At 33.9% G+C, this 20,412-nt stretch carries 19 protein-coding genes; 1 reads left to right on the top strand and 18 read right to left on the bottom strand.

All coding sequences use genetic code 11. The features are described 5' to 3' along the window. Positions 1–7: 7 nt before the first annotated feature. Genes ACY2U7_RS02740 through ACY2U7_RS02730 form a run of 3 tightly spaced genes read right to left on the bottom strand, consistent with a single transcriptional unit; the run spans position 8 to position 2,606 of the window. The gene (locus ACY2U7_RS02740; RefSeq protein WP_461815813.1) at positions 8–367 is read right to left on the bottom strand and encodes a biotin/lipoyl-containing protein; all 360 of its coding nucleotides are present in this window, start codon (positions 365–367) and stop codon (positions 8–10) included. Positions 368–390: 23 nt separating this feature from the next. Continuing rightward, a complete protein-coding gene (locus ACY2U7_RS02735) occupies positions 391–1,155 on the bottom strand; it encodes an OadG family transporter subunit (RefSeq protein WP_461812034.1) in 765 nt (254 codons plus the stop codon). Positions 1,156–1,169: 14 nt separating this feature from the next. Continuing rightward, complete coding sequence (locus ACY2U7_RS02730; protein ID WP_461812033.1) at positions 1,170–2,606, bottom strand: acyl-CoA carboxylase subunit beta; 1,437 nt, start codon at positions 2,604–2,606, stop codon at positions 1,170–1,172. Between the two features lie 504 nt (positions 2,607–3,110). On the opposite strand from ACY2U7_RS02730, the gene ACY2U7_RS02725 reads away from it, so the two are divergent. Beyond that, positions 3,111–4,481, top strand: a complete 1,371-nt coding sequence (locus ACY2U7_RS02725; protein ID WP_461812032.1) for a peptide MFS transporter — start codon at positions 3,111–3,113, stop codon at positions 4,479–4,481. Between the two features lie 65 nt (positions 4,482–4,546). Here ACY2U7_RS02725 and ACY2U7_RS02720 read toward each other — a convergent pair whose 3' ends face one another. From ACY2U7_RS02720 to glgA, 15 genes are all read right to left on the bottom strand, one after another. Beyond that, positions 4,547–5,722, bottom strand: a complete 1,176-nt coding sequence (locus ACY2U7_RS02720) for a D-alanyl-D-alanine carboxypeptidase family protein (RefSeq protein ID WP_461812031.1) — start codon at positions 5,720–5,722, stop codon at positions 4,547–4,549. 62 nt (positions 5,723–5,784) lie between these two features. Then, the gene (gene scpB / locus ACY2U7_RS02715) at positions 5,785–6,354 is read right to left on the bottom strand and encodes an SMC-Scp complex subunit ScpB (RefSeq protein WP_461815812.1); all 570 of its coding nucleotides are present in this window, start codon (positions 6,352–6,354) and stop codon (positions 5,785–5,787) included. 14 nt (positions 6,355–6,368) lie between these two features. Then, a complete protein-coding gene (locus ACY2U7_RS02710; RefSeq protein ID WP_461812029.1) occupies positions 6,369–7,118 on the bottom strand; it encodes a segregation and condensation protein A in 750 nt (249 codons plus the stop codon). Positions 7,119–7,128: 10 nt separating this feature from the next. After that, entirely contained in the window at positions 7,129–7,998 is an 870-nt protein-coding gene (locus ACY2U7_RS02705; RefSeq protein ID WP_461812028.1) for a metallophosphoesterase, read from the bottom strand. Positions 7,999–8,052: 54 nt separating this feature from the next. After that, complete coding sequence (locus ACY2U7_RS02700; RefSeq protein ID WP_461815811.1) at positions 8,053–9,210, bottom strand: D-alanyl-D-alanine carboxypeptidase family protein; 1,158 nt, start codon at positions 9,208–9,210, stop codon at positions 8,053–8,055. A gap of 114 nt (positions 9,211–9,324) precedes the next feature. Next, a complete protein-coding gene (locus ACY2U7_RS02695) occupies positions 9,325–9,513 on the bottom strand; it encodes a hypothetical protein (protein ID WP_461813186.1) in 189 nt (62 codons plus the stop codon). Positions 9,514–9,525: 12 nt separating this feature from the next. Further along, positions 9,526–10,113, bottom strand: a complete 588-nt coding sequence (locus ACY2U7_RS02690; RefSeq protein WP_461813187.1) for a putative ABC transporter permease — start codon at positions 10,111–10,113, stop codon at positions 9,526–9,528. A gap of 71 nt (positions 10,114–10,184) precedes the next feature. Further along, positions 10,185–10,361 (bottom strand): 30S ribosomal protein S21, encoded by a 177-nt coding sequence (rpsU, locus tag ACY2U7_RS02685; protein WP_006864570.1) that lies wholly within the window; start codon positions 10,359–10,361, stop codon positions 10,185–10,187. Positions 10,362–10,504: 143 nt separating this feature from the next. Further along, the gene (gene alaS / locus ACY2U7_RS02680) at positions 10,505–13,144 is read right to left on the bottom strand and encodes an alanine--tRNA ligase (RefSeq protein ID WP_461815810.1); all 2,640 of its coding nucleotides are present in this window, start codon (positions 13,142–13,144) and stop codon (positions 10,505–10,507) included. Between the two features lie 148 nt (positions 13,145–13,292). Further along, positions 13,293–13,415, bottom strand: coding sequence for a hypothetical protein (locus tag ACY2U7_RS02675; protein WP_459639590.1), 123 nt, complete (start codon positions 13,413–13,415; stop codon positions 13,293–13,295). 62 nt (positions 13,416–13,477) lie between these two features. Continuing rightward, positions 13,478–14,986 carry a 4Fe-4S dicluster domain-containing protein gene (locus tag ACY2U7_RS02670; protein ID WP_461813189.1) on the bottom strand — a complete coding sequence of 503 codons (1,509 nt, stop codon included), beginning with the start codon at positions 14,984–14,986 and terminating at the stop codon, positions 13,478–13,480. Between the two features lie 11 nt (positions 14,987–14,997). Beyond that, positions 14,998–17,376 (bottom strand): homocysteine S-methyltransferase family protein, encoded by a 2,379-nt coding sequence (locus ACY2U7_RS02665; RefSeq protein ID WP_461813190.1) that lies wholly within the window; start codon positions 17,374–17,376, stop codon positions 14,998–15,000. Positions 17,377–17,379: 3 nt separating this feature from the next. Continuing rightward, entirely contained in the window at positions 17,380–18,024 is a 645-nt protein-coding gene (locus ACY2U7_RS02660; protein WP_461815809.1) for a Vitamin B12 dependent methionine synthase activation subunit, read from the bottom strand. Between the two features lie 8 nt (positions 18,025–18,032). Continuing rightward, positions 18,033–18,899: a methylenetetrahydrofolate reductase [NAD(P)H] gene (gene metF, locus ACY2U7_RS02655; protein WP_461813192.1), complete on the bottom strand. Its 867-nt coding sequence runs from the start codon at positions 18,897–18,899 to the stop codon at positions 18,033–18,035. Between the two features lie 18 nt (positions 18,900–18,917). Next, entirely contained in the window at positions 18,918–20,354 is a 1,437-nt protein-coding gene (gene glgA / locus ACY2U7_RS02650) for a glycogen synthase GlgA (protein ID WP_461815808.1), read from the bottom strand. Positions 20,355–20,412: the final 58 nt, after the last annotated feature.

Raw genomic sequence — 20,412 nt, 5'->3', positions numbered from 1 at the left:
GTAATTCCTAATTTAATGTAGCCATTACTGCTCCTGCTTCTACTGCATCTCCTACTGCGACATCAATACTAGCAACTGTTCCATCCTCAGGTGCTACTACTGGAATTTCCATTTTCATCGCTTCAACAACAATAACTGTATCTCCCTTTGATACTTTTTGTCCGACGCTTGCTTCTACTTTGAAAACTTTACCAGCTGCTCCAGCTTTTACTTCAATACTTCCTGCTGCTGATACTTGTTTTTGTACTGGTGCTACCACTGGTGTTGTTGGTGCAGATCCTCTTTGTGCTGGTATCGCTCCTCCAACTTTTTCTTCTACTGTTACATCATATACATTTCCGTTTACTGTGATTGTATAATTTTTCATTATGTTTTCCTCCTAAATTCATTCTAATTCCAATTATTAGATGTTCTACGTTTTATCGAACGCACAACAAATCCATCAGATGATGTTCCTGTTTCCGCTGCAATCGCAGCTGTAATAACCGCTACTAATTCCAAATCATCTACAGAAGACGTTTTCGTTTCTTCTACTATTGTCGATTTAGTCTCAACTACTTTCTCACATTCTTCTTTCTTTCCAAATTTTCCTGTAATAGCCGGAATGTATTTTAATAAAGAAATGATAAACGCCAAGAAAATCAACACAATAAACACTGTTCCCATTCCTAACACAGTATTCATTCCTGCTTTTTTAAGAATTTCTCCTGTTGAGTATTTCGCTGAAACATCCATAGATTCCATGTTTAATTTATCATCAAATTTAAACTCTATAGTCGCTTTTCTTTCTTCATATGTCGCCTCTGTACTTAGAATAATTTCTTTTGCTTTCGCTTCAACTTTATATTCTCCGTGTTTTTTGTATTCTCCACACTCATCAATTGATGCTTGCCATGAATGAATCATAGAAACAAATTCTTCCTTTTCAATTGGAAGCCCCGATTGAAGCAACATCATATTTACCTGTAATTCTGATCCGTCCTCATACTGTTCAAAAGTTTTGTCGTCCATTTCTGAGAAGCTTCGAATAATGATTTCTGCACTTTGCTCTAGCATCTTTTTATCATATTCCATTGCTTTTTTCTCACTTCCACATCCAACAAAACTAAATGTAAGTACGAAAGCACATAGTAATAAACTAATTCTTTTTTTCACTTCGCTTCACCTCACTAAACTGTTCCGTGTTTCTTAGATGGACGATCTTCCCTCTTTGTAAATAACATTTCAAACGCTCCAATCACATATTTTCTTGTATCTGCCGGATTGATAATGGTATCTACATATCCTCTTCTCGCTGCCGAAAGTGGGCTTGATTGTAATTCTTTATATTTTTTTGCCTCTTCTTTAATAACATCTGCAGTTGCATCTGCATACATGATTTTTGCAGCCAATTCTGCATCCATCATACCTATTTCCGCTGTTGGCCAAGCATATACCATATCTGCTCCGATTGATTTGCTATTCATCGCCACATATGCACTTCCATAAGCTTTTCCAACAATTACATTAACTTTTGGAACTGTTGCATCTGCAAAAGCATATGTAAGTTTCGCAACTTCTCTTGCAATATTTTTTTCTGAACATTTTGATGCTTCAAACCCTGTCACATTAGTTAAAGTAAGAACAGGAATATTAAATGCATCACAAAAATCAACAAATTCTTTTGCTTTTCTACATCCGTTTGCAGTTAAGTCTGTTGCATATTCTTCTTGTAAATTTCCTTCTTCATCATAACGTTTCGAACAATTTGCAACTGCACCAACAGTCATTCCGTTTAAACGAATAAATCCTGTTACCATTTCTTTTGCATATTCTTTTTTAGTTTCAAAAAATTCGTAATTATCTGAAATCATCGCTAAAGTTATTCTTGCATCGCCACAAGCATTTTCGATACCTTCACAGACTCTATTTAAATCATCCATACATTCATCATAAGATTGATCATCTTCATTATTCGCTGGAAGAATTGTTATAAGAGAGCGAATTTGACTTAGAATATCTTCTTCCGTTCCAATACCATCTACAAGTCCTGTTTCCTCACTTTGGAATTTTGCTGATGATGTATCACATTTTTCTACTGAATTTCCTAATATTGCATTTGGTGAATTTACAAATAATTTTCCCTGTTTTTCTTCCATGAAAGTGAAATCAGTAAGAGCAGGAACCATAGCTAGTCCACCACCGCAAGTACCAAATATAGCTGTAATCTGTGGAATTACTCCTGACGCCATTGTCTGTTTTAAGTATAAACTTCCAAAAGCATGTAACGCATCTGTTGCTTCTTGAAGTCTTAATCCCGCACAATCAATCAAGGCGATAACCGGTGCTCCCATTTTCATTGCCATATCATAAATATTGGCAATTTTTTTTGCATGCATTTCTCCAATTGCCCCATTTAATACAGTAGCATCCTGACTATACACATATACAAGATTACCATCAATAACTCCATATCCAGTAATAACACCGTCTGCGCGAGTATCTTTTGTCTGCATATTGAAATCAGTTGTTCTCGCCATGACAGCTCCGCCGATTTCAACAAAACTTCCCGAATCAAGTAAAGTGGCAATTCTCATACTTGCTGGGTTTGATGTTGTGTTGCTCATATTTAAGCCCTCCGTTTTCTTTAAATTTTACAAGTTTTTTTAAAATTCAACCAAATTCTCTGCCGATTATATTATATAATACGCGTTTCTAAATAGCAATGATTTTCAAAAAAGATTTGATATTTTTTTCACATACTTTTTTGTTAGTTGTATACATATCATTATAGTTTGTACATTAAATTTTTCTTAAGTTTTTCTAAAAAAAGGAAATAATTGTATTTGCACACGATTATATTTTATGATATAATCAGTTTCATGGGATAAATCATTACATCAGTAAATTCTTGACGCTCTGTTTCTATCCCGTAGTAGACAGTTATGTCTTCTCAGGCAAGGCGTTAGAAAATCGCACTTTGAAAATAGCATATAACTTTACGTTATGTAAGTCTGGAGCCTTACATGGCATAAATGGAATTTGTTTATTCATTTGTACGACAATTCTGATGAGAAACTCTTTTTCACAAAAGAGAAAACAAATTTTATTTTTTTTGGAGGTTTAAACTTATGGGCGCAACAGCTAAAAAATCGAAATTTCCTATTGGATATTGGATTTGTTGTATTACTTACACTTTTGAACGTTTCGCTTTCTATGGTACAAAACCACTTTTAGCTCTTTTCCTTGCAACTTCAATTGCAGAAGGTGGTATTGGACTTAGCGAAGTTGATGCAGCTCCTATCGCAGCAGCATTAACATCATTTACTTACATCACACCAATCATCGGTGGATGGATTTGCGACCGTTTCTTAGGTGCTAGATACGCAGTAACACTTGGTTGTATTTTAATGGGTGCTGGTTATTTAATTGGATGGCAAGCACACAGTGTTGGAATGATTTGGGCAATGATTATCGTTGTAGCAATTGGTACAGCATTTTTCAAAGGTAATCTTGCTGCTATTATCGGACGTTTATTTGATGATGAAAAACTTCTTGATACAGCTTTTTCTATTCAGTATTCTTTCGTTAATATTGGTGCTTTCTTTGGATCAATGGTTTGTGCAGCATTATACATGTCTACATTTAAAAAAGGTGATGTTTTAGGATTTAGAGAAGTATTCCTTCTTTGTGCAATCCTTATTTTCATTGGTGGTGTTATCTTTACTGCTTGTTATGGATTATTACAAGGACAAGGAAAATTACCATTTAAATACCTTACAGATACTCAAGGAAACGTTATTGGTGAAGAAAAACAAGAAAAGAAAGAAAAATCAACTGCTCCACTTACAAGTTTACAGAAGAAAAATGTATTAGCTATCTTATTAGTTACATTATTCTCTGTTGTATTCTGGTTAGCATACTATCAACAGGATATTTTCCTTACATTCTATATTCGTGATAAAGTAATGCGTACAGTTGGCGGATTTGAGCTTTCACCTGCTCACTTAACAACAACATGGAATGGTTTATTATGTATTTTCATGAGTTTGGCTGCAGCTAAACTTTGGGAAAAACTTTCAAATAGACCTCAAGGTGATATGTCTATGTTCCAAAAAGTTACTTTATCTTTCGTATTCTTAGGATTATCTTATGGTGCATTAGCTCTTATGGATATGACAAGAGGTGCTGGAAAAGCTAACTTTACATGGATTCTTTTATTTGGTGTATTAATCACTTGTGGTGAAATTTGCTTCTCTCCACTCGGAAACTCATTTGTAAGTAAATTTGCTCCTAAAAAATACTTATCATTATTAATGGGTATTTGGACAATGGCTTCTTTCATCGCTTCAACAATCAATGGTGAAATTATGAAACTTGTTGAAAAAATGGGTGACTTCAATATCATGTTAGCATTCATGATTATTTCATTCGTTTGTGCAATCATCATGTTCTTCTTAATTAAACCATTAAATTCTTTAACTTCAGAAGGTGAAGAATAAGAATTTTATTTAATTAAAGCTCCATAAAAAAACAGTCTGTACGCAGGCTGTTTTTTTATTGCAAATTAGAATTCTAAATATTTCTTTATCATTTGTTCGATGCACCATTCCCATGTTAGTTTTTCTACTTTATTTGCGGTAATCAATTCATATTCACAAATCTGGTCATCATTTAAATAGTAACTAATTTTTCCTGCTTTTTCCCCTTTTTTTATTGGGGCCACCCATTCTTTTTTCAACCTTGTTTTTACTAATATCTCTTCCTCTTCACTCATTAAAATTCTCTCACTATTTTTTCTTTTCCCTTTCACAATAACCCTCACACGCTGTCCAGGAATACTGTTTTTTACACGCATAGTTTCAAAATGAACTTCTGGTTCTATTTCTTTGTATTTAAAAGTATCAATTCCATATTTCATTAATTGTTTTGTATCTGCCCATTTATACGTTTTATTATTCGGCCAACCACATCCAAGAAGAGATACAACAAAAATTCTATCATTTTTTCGTAACGCTCCCACATAACAATATCCGGCTTCACCTGTAAATCCCGTTTTACCAGACAATGCCCCTTCCATCATTTCCAAAAAAGCATTATGGTTATGACATATATATGTTTTTGTTTTATTCACATTAGTAAATTGATAACTTTTCTTGCCTGTGATCTCCAAAAATTCTTCTTTTTTAGGCGATTTTGTAATACAATAACTCATTATTTTTGCCAAGTCCGCAGCCGTTGTGGAGTGCTTTCCTTTATCATCTTTCGCATCCAACCCATTTGGTGTAATAAAATATGTATTTGTACAACCGATTTCTTTTGCTTTTTTGTTCATTAACTTAGCAAAATTCTTCACGTTCCCACTAATTTTTTCCGCTATTATTACCGCACTATCATTATGCGATTCCAACATAAGCGAATACAACAAATCTCTAAGTCTGAAAGTTTCCCCTTTCTCAACTCCCAAATGAACTTTCGGTTGTTTTGACGCATTTTCTGAAACTTCCACTTCACTTTCTAAATCCCCTAATTCTAATGCCAGAATACATGTCATAATTTTTGTAGTACTCGCCATAGCTCGTTTCTCATTTCCATTTTTCTCAAATAAAATACGCCCACTGTCCGCATCCATTAAAACTGCTGACTGGGCGTATAATTCTTTAGGCTTTTCAACCGCCTTTACTGTTATATTACAAAAGATAACACCAATTAACACTATGCCAATTATCTTTTTCAAAATCATACACACCTTTTGTCAATTCATCTGTTTTACTATATGTATGATTTTTTCTTATTATTCTTAAATTAAATATCCATTTTTAAATGTACTTCATTTTCTGCTTCCAACTTAAAATCTTCCATTTTTTCCGTATCAAAAACTGGAAGTTCATCTATTGACTTCACATTGAAACGTCTCAAAAATTCCTCAGTCGTTCCAAAAAGGAGAGGCTTCCCTGGAGCATCCATTCTTCCTAATTCCTTCACCAAATTATATTCAACCAACTTACTTACTGCATGATCTGATTTAACTCCTCTTATTTTTTCAATTTCCAAACGAGTTATTGGCTGTTTATAAGCGATAATGGAAAGAGTTTCCAACAATACATCTGTAAGTGTATGATGTTTCGGCTGCTTTACTATTCGAATTAAATACTCATACATTTCCTGCTTTGTACATAATTGATAGGCATTTTCTAATTCAATAATTCGTATTCCTCTGTCTTCTTCCTCATAACGCATCATCATATTTCGTATAATTGTTTTTGTTGTCTTTTCATCATAATCTATCGCTTCTGCAATTCGATTTAAATCTACAGATTCTCCCATCGTAAACAAAATAGCTTCGATAATTGCTTCTGCCTGTTTTATTTCCATATGTTTTCCTTCCTTTATCTGAATATAGTTGATGTAATCATAATTTCAGAAAAAGTATCTTCTTGCACAACTTGTATTTCTCCTGTTTTCATCATTTCAAGCACAGCTAAGAATGTAACGATAATATGTATTTTGGATTTCTGTTTTTCTAAAAGTTGACGGAAACTAAACCTTTTATGCATTTTTGCATATTTCTGCAAAAATGACATCTTTTCTGGCAATTCTACTTCTTCTTTTTCTATTTTCCCAAACTTACTTCTTATCGGATCAATTTTACTTTCCTGACGTTTTAAAACCTCATTATATACTAATTTCAATTTTGCTAATGTCGTTCCATCTAATAATGCATCTAAATCTACCGGCTCAGAATACGCCAATACTTCTTGTGGAATATCAGGTTCTCTAAACATCAACCTTTCTCCTTCTATTTGGCGATCACGCAGTTCATATGACATATATTTATACATTTTATATTGTAACAACTGTTCTACTAATTCCTGCCGAGGATCTTCTTCCTCTCCTTCTTCATTCACTTCTTTTGGTAGTAACATTCTACATTTTATATCTAGCAAAGTGGATGCCATTAACAAAAATTCACTCATTATATTTAGATCTTTTGTTTCCATTTCACGAATATAATCCATATATTGATTTGTAATTTCTACAATCGGAATGTCATAAATATCTATTTTGTTTTTTTCAATCAAATGCAGAAGCAAATCCAAAGGACCCTCAAACGCTTCCAATTTTATAGGTATTCCCATATTATCCCCTTTATCCTTTTCCCTTTATATGAAGCACAATAACTTCTGCTTCATTGAACAATCGTATAGGAATCGAATGAATTCCCAAGCCTTTACTAACAACTATTCTTTTTTCACCAATTTCATACAATCCACCTGAATATTTAGGAAAGAAACACATCTGCGGCGTGATAATTCCACCCAAAAAAGGAATGCGCACTATTCCTCCGTGAAGATGACCTGATAAAATTAAGTCTGCTCCCCATTCGGCATAAACCTCTGCGTGGACTGGATTATGCGCTAACAAAATTTCAAATACATCTTTATTCGATTTTCCCAAGCAAACTTCTATTTCTTTCAAGCTTAACTTTTTTCTAGAAAACTTTCGGTAATATGACAACGGAATCTCAAGACCGTTAATTCTCACTTTTTTCCCTTCCCATTCAAGCAAAACAGAATCATTTTCCAATAAATTTACCCCTGATTTTATTATACTTTCTCGATATTCTGCGTATTTTTTCCCGTATACCTCCATTTCCTCTTTCATTCTTTGCTCATGATTTCCATTTATGCAGTATATTGGAAATCTTTTTGCTAAAGATTCAATGAATTCTTCCGCTGGTTTTGTCGATTTATTTTTCTTTCCCACAAGCAAATCACCTGCCGAAAAGATTATATCTGGATTTTCTTGTTCAATTGTCCCAATTAATTTATTATTCCTTTTCCCATAAGAATAATTATGTAAATCACTTATAAAGACAATTTTTTTCTCTTTCATATTCTTGCTCAATTTCCGAGAAATAATTTCATAATGAGTGACTTTAAATGTACTAATTTCTCGAAGAATTTCTAAAAGAATTAGAAAAAAAACAATACTACATATAATAATTAAATTCTTCATTTCTTTACATCCTTTTTCGTCTTTCCGTATTATTATATAGTTTTTCCAACTTATTTACAAGAAAAAGCTTTTTAACACAAAAGAGGCTGCATAAAAATAATCTATCTTTGCAATTTTTTCTTTGGCTAAAATTGGAAGATAACCGATTTCTTTCTTATTTAAAGAATACGAAATTTTTCCTAGCTTCTCCCCCTTTTTTATTGGTGCAGTTATTGTTTTCTTTATCTCTATTTTTTTCTTTATATTAGAAACATCTTCCCCTGATACACTCACATACTCAAATCCCTTTTTCACATATACCTTTACTTCTTCCTTTTTTCCTTTCTCCACTTTTATTTTTCTTTCCTTCATTGGCATTTCATCTTCGTATTTTTTACATTTTCCAAAACCATAATTCATTAACATAACCGTATCTTTTACTCGTTGTTTTGCATTTGGCGAAGACATTACAACCGAAATTAATTTTATTTTTTCTTTTTCTGCTGTAGCTGACAAACAAAATTTTGCTTTTCCTGTCGAACCCGTTTTTAACCCTGTTGCATATGGATATTGTCGAATGAATTTATTTGTATTTGTCAATCCAAACTCGGATACTCCTTTTTTCGTTTTGTGTGTAATATTTTCCTGCCATATTTTTGTATATTTATATATTTCTGGATATTTGGAAATTAATTCTTTTGACATGATAGCTATATCTCTAGCTGTTGTTAAATGATCTTTTTCGTCTAAGCCATTACAATTCACAAAATGTGTATTCCTCATTCCCAATTTCTTTGCTCTTTCATTCATTTGATGAACAAAAGTTTTTTCGTCACCACTAATATATTCTGCCATAGCTACACATGCATCATTCGCAGACGAAACTATTATACACTTCAACATAGTTTCCACTGATTGTGTTTCTCCTGGCTCTAAAAAGACCTGAGATCCTCCCATGGATGCCGCAAACTCTGATACAGTAACCGTATCTTCTAATTTGATTTTACCAGCATCAATAGCATCAAAAATCAAAAGAATCGTCATCACTTTCGTAACACTAGCTGGTGGCAATTTTTCATCTGGATTTTTCTCATAAATTATTTTCCCTGTAGATTCCTCCATCAAAATTCCAGATTTCGCCTCAATTTCTATTGTATTTTTGGGGGCTGGGGCTGCAAAAACACACTGTCCAAACAGGAGAAAACTCATCAATACAGATATAATCCCTTTCATCATCTTACTCCTTATCTATATTCTGTTATCATTATAAGCAAGAAAATCCAGAATTATGTCATCTGTTACAAAGCAAAAAGCATAGTCATCCTCTCCAATAACTATGCTTTCTTTTTATTTGTCTTTTTTGTTTCCACGTCTTGATAATATATCTGCCGGAAATGCTGCCCCTACAAGAATAATATAGTATAACATCGTATTATCCTTAACCCATTGCGGGAACATCTTTCCGAAAATAATAATAATAATCGACATAATTCCATAATATATCAAAAATTTCTTTACGTCCATTTTTGAGTCCATTCTGCTCACTTCCTATCTTCGTATTCTGAATGAAATATTTTCTTTTATCTCTAATACACGCTTAGAAAAACTTTCTTTCTTTTGTTTATACATCACAATTGTATAATCCACTGCCACTAGTGCTAAGATAATTGTTCCTACTGTTCTTCCTACACTAAAAGGAATACGGTTTACCAACCCATCCACAAAGCCATGCAAAAATGTAAATAAAATAACTGTATAAAATCCCCACGCAATCGAACTTTCCAAACAAAGAATTCCTTTATAATTAAACGGCTTATCGGTATAATCCCACCAAATCTCTCCAAACATCTTATTCATAATAATTGCTGTTATATATTCAAGAGTAGTTGCCAACACTGACCCTAACAAGAAAAGTAACAACAAACTATGGCTATATGGTCTCAAAATAACAAACACTGTCAATGCACCTACTCCGTAAATCGGACAAATAGGCCCTTTTGCAAACCCTCTATTTGTTAATTTGCGATTACAAATAGACATATAAATAGATTCGACTATCCATCCTAAAATACTGTAAGTCAAAAACCATAATATCATCTTATAACTTTCAATTCCAAATAACGTTGCATTCCACATTCATCTTATCCTCATTAATACTAGTATAAAAAGGGAGCATTTTTCAATACTCCCTTCACTTTTTGCACATATTAGTTAAATTTACGTTTTCTAGCAGCTTCAGATTTCTTTTTACGTCTTACGCTTGGTTTTTCGTAATGTTCTCTTTTACGAATTTCTTGTTGAATACCAGCTTTTGCACAGTTTCTTTTGAATCTGCGTAAAGCACTATCTAACGTTTCGTTTTCTTTTACGATTACATTTGACATAGTCTCACACCTAACCTCCCCTCCAGCCCTATATTGTGCATCATACGACTGTTCGGGTATTTTTATTGCACTACACTGTATTATAGCATATTTTATCGTTTCGTCAACTGTTTCTTACCAAAAAAAACATTTTTTTGATTTTCTTAAGAAATTTGTTCTTCTAACACTTCCTGCACTTTTGCAATTGCTTCTGGAATTCCCGCCGGATTTTTTCCTCCTGCCTGTGCCATATTTGGACGACCTCCTCCGCCGCCACCTACAAGTGCTGCAATCCCTTTAATCAAATTACCAGCATGAGCACCCTTTTTCATTGCTTCCTCAGTTGCCATAGCAATCAAGTTCACTTTTCCATTTGATGATGACGCAATAACAACTACACCTTCTCCTAATTTTTCTTTTAACTGATCTCCTAAATCACGAAGGCCGTTCATATCTACATCTTCAACTGCAGTTGCAAGCAATTTAATTCCTTTCACATCTACAATCTGATTCATAACATCTCCAAGTGCATCTTTAGCAAGTTTACTCTTCAATGCTTCCACTTCACTCTGTAACGCTTTAATTTCAGATAACATATGTTCTACTTTATCTTTCAACTGTGCCGGTGTTGCTTTTGCCACTTTTGCTACTTCATTTAATTCTTTTTCTATCTCACGATAATACGAAAATACTCCATCACCTGTAATTGCTTCTATACGGCGTACACCGGAAGCAACTCCTGATTCTGAAAGAATTTTGAATGTTGTAATCATACCAGTGTTAGCAACATGTGTTCCACCACAAAGTTCTTTTGAAAAATCTCCCATAGATACAACACGAACATCTTCTTCATATTTCTCACCAAACAACGCCATTGCTCCTGTTGCTTTTGCCTGTTCAATATTCATCACTTCTGTAATGACCGCGCTATTTTTTGCTATCTCAGCATTAACTAACTCTTCTGTTTTTAAAATCTCTTCTGGTGTCATTGCTGAAAAATGTACAAAGTCAAAACGAAGTCTATCTGGTGTAACTAAAGATCCTTTTTGCTCTACATGTGACCCCAAAACAGTTTTTAGTGCTTTCTGAAGTAAATGTGTTGCACTATGATTTTTACAAGTATTAACACGTCCACTTTGTTCTACAGAAAGTGTTACTTTTTCTCCAACTGCAAAGCTTCCTTTTGTGACCTTTCCAACATGACCTATTTTTCCGCCCAACAGTTTAATTGTTTCTTCTACAACAAACTCTGCATTTTCTGTCTTAATAACACCTTTATCTCCTTCTTGTCCACCCATTGTTGCATAAAATGGTGTAGCATTTACAAGAATCGTTCCTTTTGTACCTTCTAAAAGTGTATTTACAATTTCATTTTCTGTTGTTAAAACAGTAATTTCTGAATCATATGATAAATGATCATAACCAACAAATTCTGTTGTAATAGAAGGATCAATTTCATCATAGACAGTTGCATCTGCACCCATATAGTTACTTACACCACGTGCTTTTCTTGCTTTTACACGTTGCTCTTCCATAGAAATTTTAAAACCTTCTTCATCTATTGAAAATCCCTTTTCTTCTAAAATTTCTTTTGTTAAATCAAGTGGAAAACCATATGTATCGTATAATTTAAATGCATTATCTCCAGATAATGTTGTTTCATTTTTGTCTGTCATTTCTTGAATCATTTCAGACAAAATACCTAATCCCTGATCAATTGTTTTATTGAACTGTTCTTCTTCTTGACGAATCACATTGAAAATCATGTCTTTTTTCTCTTCTAATTCTGGATAACCGTCTTTAGATCCATTGATAACTGTTTCGCACAATTTTGTTAAAAATTGTCCCTCTATACCTAAAATACGTCCATGACGACAAGCTCGACGAAGTAGACGGCGAAGTACATATCCTCTTCCATTATTTGAAGGCATAATTCCATCTGAAATCATAAATGTCACAGAACGAATATGATCTGTTACAACACGAATAGATACATCTTTGCTATATTCTTTTCCATATTCTGTTCCTGCAAGCGCACAAATATGTTCACGAAGTGCTTTCAATGTATCCACATCAAAAATAGAATCTACATCCTGCACAATCGATGCAAGACGTTCTAATCCCATACCTGTATCAATATTCTTTTGTTCTAACTCTTCATAATGTCCTTTTCCATCATTATCAAATTGCGTAAATACATTATTCCAAATTTCCATATATCTATCACATTCACAACCCACTGTACAATTTGGATCACCGCAACCGTATTTTTCTCCTCTATCATAATAAATTTCTGAACAAGGACCACAAGGACCTGAACCATGTTCCCAAAAATTATCTTCTTTTCCAAATTTAAAAATACGTTCTGCTGAAATACCCATTTCTTTATTCCAAATCTCATAGGCTTCATCATCTTCTTCATATACAGATGGATAAAGTCTATCGGCATCTAATCCAACAACTTCTGTAAGGAATTCCCACGACCATTGAATTGCTTCTCTTTTAAAATAATCACCAAACGAGAAGTTACCTAACATTTCAAAAAATGTGCCGTGTCGTGCCGTCTTTCCAACATTTTCAATATCTCCTGTACGAATACATTTCTGACAAGTTGTCATACGATTTCTTGGTGGAATCTCCTGACCTGTAAAATATGGTTTTAATGGTGCCATTCCTGAATTAATTAATAAAAGACTATTATCATTGTGTGGCACTAACGAAAAACTCTTCATTGCTAAATGTCCTTTGCTTTCAAAGAAATCAAGGAACATTTTTCTCAATTCATTTACTCCATATGGTTGCATTATTGTCCTCCTGCTCATAAAATATTAACAATCATTTCTGATTAATTTGCTAACAACTAATTATAAAGTTACTTTCTCCTTTTGTCAAATAAGTTTCTCCCCTTCTTATACGAAAAAACGAGATGGAAAATCCATCCCGTCCTCACGACTATTTATCTTTTTCATTCTTTCTTTTGCGTAACGTTTTTCCTAACATAATGCCACCAAAGGCTGCCGCACCAACGATGACCATCTTTATAATAGTTTGAATTAATGTTGCCCAAAATGCCATAATTTATGCACCTCCATACATTAAACTTATCACTTTTCATCTATCATAACACAAAAAAAGACTTATTTCAATTCTATTTCTTCTAGTTCTTTTGCCGGTAAATTTTTTGAGGATTTTGCCACAAAATCACCTAGCGCTTTTTTTGCTTTTGGAATTTCAATGTTCGTTCCTGCACCAGCTATACACCCTCCAGGACATCCCATTCCTTCAATTAAACATCCGTTCATTTTCCCGGCTTTTGCTAGAACAAGCATCTTTTTACATTCTGCAAGGCCTTCTGCATGTTCAATGTTCACTTCCACATCTGGATAATATTCATTAATGCATTTTTCAATTGCTGCTGCAACGCCACCTGCTGCTGCATACCCTCTTCCTGCTCCTGTTGCATCATGGAAAGAAGATTCCGCTTCATATTTCTCTAAATTAATTTCTTTTGCATCAAACATACCTTGTAATTCTTCAAAAGTAATAACAAAGTCCACATCGCTTCTTACTGTTCTTCGTGATGCTTCTAATTTTTTAGATGCACACGGTCCAATAAATACTACCTTTGCATTCGGGTGTTCCTGTTTAATTGTTCTTGCTGTAGCAACCATAGGTGTTAATTCTTGTGAAACCTGATCTACCAAATCAGGAAAATATTTTTTTGTTAAAACAGACCAGGATGGACAACATGATGTTAACAAGAATGGTAATTCTCCAGTAACGACTTTTTCCACATAATGATGGGCTTCTGAAATCGCCCCTATATCAGCACCAAGTGCAACCTCATACACTTCTTTAAATCCTAATTCATGTAATGCTGCCTTAATATTTCTTGGAGTAATATTCGGTCCGAATTGTCCTACAAACGCTGGTGCAATTTCTGCTATAATTTCTCCACCTTCTCTTAATGCTCTAGCCAATTGAAAAATCTGAGATTTATCAGAAATCGCTCCAAATGGACAGGAAACCATGCACATCCCACAGGAAACACATTTATCATTATCAATTTTAGCACGACCATATTTATCTGAAACAATCGCATTTACACCACATGATTTTTGGCATGGACGCTCTTTTTTTGCAATTGCATCATATGGACAATTCGCTTTACATTTACCACATTTAATACATTTACTTTGATCAATAAACGAATGACCGTTTTTCATCGAAATTGCACCAACGGGACAGACTTCTTTACATGGATGAGCTAAACATCCTTTACACATATTGCTAACCTCATATTCTTTTTCTTCACACGAAGCACAAGCAGATGGAATCACTTGCATAAGAGGTGGCTCGTAATATTTAGCTGAAATATTGCTTTCTTCAATTCCGGCTGTTAAATGAACCGGTTTATCTTCTGGACGAAGCGACATCCCCATCGCAAGACGAAGTCTCTCTCTTACAATTGCCCGAGAACGATATACACTTTCCCTAAATTTTTCTGTATCTTCATTTACAAGACGATATGGAATTTCTTCAATATCCTCAATCAATGTTTCTGGCGTAGAGGTAAATCCTACTCTTGCCACTTCCTCAAACACTTTTCTTCTAATGTATCTTACAGGTGTTTTTAATCCTCGCATTTTTTCTCCTCCTAATGTTTTAATACTTTCTGTGCATAATATACTGACTGCATCGCATCTTTTCCATAAAAATCTGCCCCTATCATATCTGCATATTCTTGATTAAGGACAGCACCTCCTACCATTACTTTGCAATCTGGCACTTCTTTTCGCAACCGCTTTATAGTTTCTTCCATACTAACTACAGTTGTTGTCATTAATGCACTTAATCCCACTAATTTTACCTTCTGTTTTTTTGCTGTTTCTACAATAAGTTCAGGGTCTACATCTTTTCCTAAATCAATTACATCAAAAGCATAATTTTCCATGAGAACTTTCACTATATTTTTCCCAATATCATGAATATCACCTTTGACAGTTGCTAAAATAACTTTTTCTTTTTTATTATTATTTTGTCCTGACTTAGATAACTCCTCTTTCAAAATAGAAAAAGCTTCTTTCGCCGCTTCTGCACTCATTAAAAGTTGTGGAAGAAAAACGGTCCCTTTTTCAAATCCTTTTCCTACTGTGTCCAAGGCTGGTATCAAATATGTATTAATAATATCCAATGGTTTCTTTGTTTTTATCAATTCTTTAACAGATTGCGCAGCTTCCTCTCGCAATCCCTTTTCAATTGCTGTTTTAAGCGTAACTATTGAAATTGACTTTTTTTCAGTTTCCTTTGGCATACAATTTGTTATGTATTGTTCACAATTTTTATCTAAATTCATCAACGCACAAAAAGCATAATACGAATTCATCATTGCCTCAGAAGAAGGATTGATTATCCCTGCACTTAATCCTTTTTGCATTGCCATCGTATAAAAATTTGCATTAATAATCGGTCTTGTAGGTAATCCAAAAGAAATATTAGACACGCCCAAAATTGTATGTACTCCACACATTGTTTTTACCATTTCCAATGCATCTAAAGTTGTTTTTGCTCCTTCTGGCTCTGAACTAATTGTCATTGTCAAGACATCAATAATAATATCTTTTTTTTCTATTCCATATTTTTTCGCTTCACAAATAATCTTTTTCGCAATTTCTACTCTTCCTTGTGCTGTTTTTGGGATCCCTTGTTCATCAAGTGTAAGCCCTACTACAACTCCTCCATACTTCTGGATAAGCGGAAACACTTTATCCATGGATTCTTTTTTACCCGTAACCGAATTTACCATAGGTTTTCCATTATATAAACGCATTGCTCCCTCTAAAGCAACTGCGTCCACAGTATCTATTTGAATTGGAAGATTTGTTACACTTTGAATCTCTGGTATAACTTTTTTCATCATCTCAGATTCATTTATATCCGGAAGTCCAACATTCACATCAAGTATATCTGCACCTTTTTCCTGTTGCATAATCGCTTCTTTCAAAAGATAATCTAACTGATTTTCTTTCAGTGCCTGTTTCATCTTACTTTTTCCAGTTGGATTAATTCTTTCCCCAACAATAATCGGTTTTTGACCAAAAACAACCGCCTTTCCATAAGAAGATACAATTGTATCACTTTTCTTTTTCAAAGGTTTTATGTCTTTATTTTTACATATATTTTTCATCTCAAAAATATGCTTTGGTGTTGTCCCACAACATCCACCAATTACACATCCGCCTTCGTCCACAATTTTTCCCATTGCATCCGCAAATTCTCCAGAAGATACATCATAATATGTTTCTCCATTTTTTTGTTTAGGAAGTCCTGCATTCGCTTTAACAATAATAGGAAGGGATGTATATTTTTTCATTTCTTTTAAGATAGGAATCATTTGTTTAGGTCCCATTCCACAATTCATTCCAATCGCATTGACGCGTAAACCTTCTAGCATTGCAACTACCGAAGGAACATCTCCTCCTGTTAGAAGTTTTCCATTTTCATTGAAAATCATCGTTGTAAAAATAGGTAAATTCGTATTTTCCTTTGCAGCAAGAACAGCAGCCTTCAACTCATATGTATCACTCATTGTTTCAATATATATCAAATCAGCCCCTGCATTCTCTCCATAACGCATTACTTCTGCAAAAGCATTGTACGCCTCTTCAAATGGTAAGTCACCCATTGGTTCTAAAAGTTTTCCAGTAGGTCCAATATCTAAGGCAACACAATAATCATTCCTGTCCCTATTACATTTTTTAGCTCCTTCGTGTACATTTGCCACTGCCTCTTCTACAATTTGCTTTAAATTATAAGAATCATCATGAAATTTAATTGCATTTGCACCGAATGTATTCGTTAGGACAATATCGCTTCCCGCTTCAAAATATTTACGATGAATATCTATCACAATTTCTTTGTTTTTTATATTCCAAGTTTCCGGAAGTTCTCCTGGTAAAAGTCCTCTTTCTTGTAAAAGTGTCCCCATACCACCATCTAAAAAGAGTAATTCTTTTCCTAAACGTTCTAATACCATTGTCTATCCCCTTCTATAATCGCAATCTGTTTTTTCACATAGTTCACACCCTTCTCGATGGCAGAATATGTTTTTATCACTTATTCCTATTACAGCCGTAATGGATTTTATTGGTGTCAACATACCTCCCTTTGTCATAGTAAGTCCAATTTTCTTGGATGAATCCAACATATTTAAAATTTCTCCTTGATGTGAAATAGAAAAGTCTCCATATCCAGGACTAAATCGTGGACGCAAATATAATTCACTCTTTTTTAATTCCTCAGAAATCGCACCGACACATTTATCACAAAACTCTTCTAATATCGCTGCTGCACACGCTTGCAAAACAACCACACTCGCCATATCTGTAATTGCTCGACGTTTCATTAACATATCCACACCCGTACCTAATGTTGCCCCAAAAAGAATAACTTCCTGACATCCTTTTAAGTTTTTGCTTAATGCGGCACTATTTATTACCATATTTCCAATTGTTATCTGATTCGCCGCTTCTGACTTCAATGAAAAAATACGATATATAACTCGTTCATCTGCCACCTCTTCCAATTCTTTGAAAGAATTTATAACAAGAGCAAATGTACGGTCATCTACCGTATTCTTACCAAAACCAAGATAACGAATTGCTTCTTTTATTCGTTTCTCCATACTTTCTCCTACTTTATAATTTCTTTCAAATTCGACATAATTGCCTTTGCAACTTCTGGTTTATTCATGGAGTAAATATGAATATTTTCAATACCATTGGCAATCAAATCAATAATTTGATCAGTTGCATAGGCAATTCCGGCTTGTTGCATCGCCTTTGGATCATCTCCAAATCTATCTACAATCGCCTTAAAACGTTGTGGCAACACTGTCCCTGATAATGCACAAATACGCTTCATCTGTTTACCATTTGTCACTGGCATAATTCCAGGTAATACTGGAACTGTAATATCTTGCTCGCGAATTCTATATAAAAAATTATAAAGAATACTATTATCAAAAAACATTTGAGTTGTAAGAAAGTCTACACCACTATCCACCTTCTCTTTCAAATACCTTATATCATCTTTTTTGTGTTCATTTTCCACATGACCTTCTGGATAACAAGCTGCTCCAATACAAAAATCACCATTTGCTTTTATCTCTTGAATAAGTTCACATGCATATTGATATCGACTTATAGTAGGAAATGTTGTTTCATTTGGAATATCTCCTCGAAGTGCTAATATGTTTTCAATGCCATTTTCCTTTAATGTAGAAATAACTTGTTGCACCTCTTCCTTAGTTGAAGAAGCACATGTTAAATGTGCTAAACTTTCCACCTGCAAATCATGTTTAATATGAGAGGCAATGTGAACTGTATTGCTACTAGTGCCACCACCAGCACCATAAGTCACACTAATAAAAGCTGGTTTTAGCACTGCCATCTCATTTACTGCATTTACCACACTATCAAATCCTGCTTCTGTCTTAGGCGGAAAGACCTCAAAAGAAATATTTATTCTGTCTTCCTTTAATCTGTCGATAATCTTCATGTTCTACTCCTTTGTCAATTACATTTCTTCGTATAGTTTTTCATATTGTTTAGCAGAATTTTTCCAAGAAAAATCTTTTCTCATTCCACGTTCAGCAATTTTATTCCATTCTCGTTTTCTTTCATAATAAATCTTTTCCGCATAACGAATGATGCCTAACATTTCATGCGCATTATAATTTGAAAAACTGAACCCTGTACCCGTTTTTTCAAATTCATTATATGGTTCCACAGTATCTCGAAGTCCACCTGTTTCACGCACAATCGGAACAGTTCCATATCTAAGACTCATCAATTGACTCAACCCGCAAGGTTCAAATAAAGACGGCATCAAAAATGCATCACAAGAAGCATACACTTTATGAGACATTTCTTCTGAATAATAGATATTTGCAGAAACTTTTTTATCATATTTCCAAGCAAAATGCCTAAACATATTTTCGTATCGTTCTTCTCCCGTTCCTAAAACAACAAGTTGAATATCATCTTGACATAATTCATCCATAATATATGCAATTAAATCAAAACCTTTTTGATCTGTAAGTCGAGATACAATTCCAATCATCATCTTCTTTTCATTTACTTCCAACCCTAATTCTTCTTGAAGAGCAAGTTTATTCTTTTTCTTATCTCTTCTGAAAGTATCTACAGAATATCTCTTGTGAATCATTTTGTCTGTTTTCGGATTATAGACTTGATAGTCAATTCCATTCACAATTCCTGATAAGCAGTTTGCCCTCGCATTCATTAAGCCATCCAACCGTTCTCCATAAAATTCCGTTTTAATTTCTTCTGCATAAGAACAACTAACTGTTGTCACCTTATCTGCATAAACGATACCACCTTTTAAGTAGTTGGCATCCTCATAAGCCTCTAACTTATCAGAAGTAAAATAATAATCTGGCAATCCCGTAATATCCTGAATTGTCTTCTTATCCCATACTCCTTGGAATTTTAAATTATGTATAGTCATTACCGTCTTAATTCCTTGATAAAATTCTCCACCAAAACGGAAGTTATCTAAATATACAGGAATTAACCCTGTTTGCCAATCATGGCAATGAATAATATCCGGTCTAAAATCAATTAATGGCAAAGCACTTAAAACAGCTCTAGAAAAAAAGGCAAATTTTTCTACGTCTTCATAAATATTGCCATATGGTGTTGAACCTGCAAAATAGTATTCATTATCAATAAAATAAAATGTAACACCATCTAATTTCATTTCCAAAATGCCCACATATTGTTTTCTCCAGGATAAATCCAAATAAAAGTGAGTCTTGTATTCCATCTTATCTTTCCATTCCTGTTTCATACACATGTATTTAGGTAGCATTACCCTAACATCATATTCTTTTTTATTGAAATACTTTGGTAAACTTCCTACTACATCTGCCAATCCACCTGTCTTGATAAACGGAACACATTCCGATGCTGCAAATAAGATTTTTCTCATACTCGTTTCTCCACCTTTCATATAATAACTCTATTATAGCGCAATTACATCTCAATGA

This window comes from Faecalimonas sp. (assembly GCA_029264305.1).
Lineage (GTDB): Bacteria > Bacillota > Clostridia > Lachnospirales > Lachnospiraceae > Faecalimonas.
Note: the sequence above shows the minus strand (reverse complement) of the source record. Positions and strands in the feature narration are given on the sequence as shown.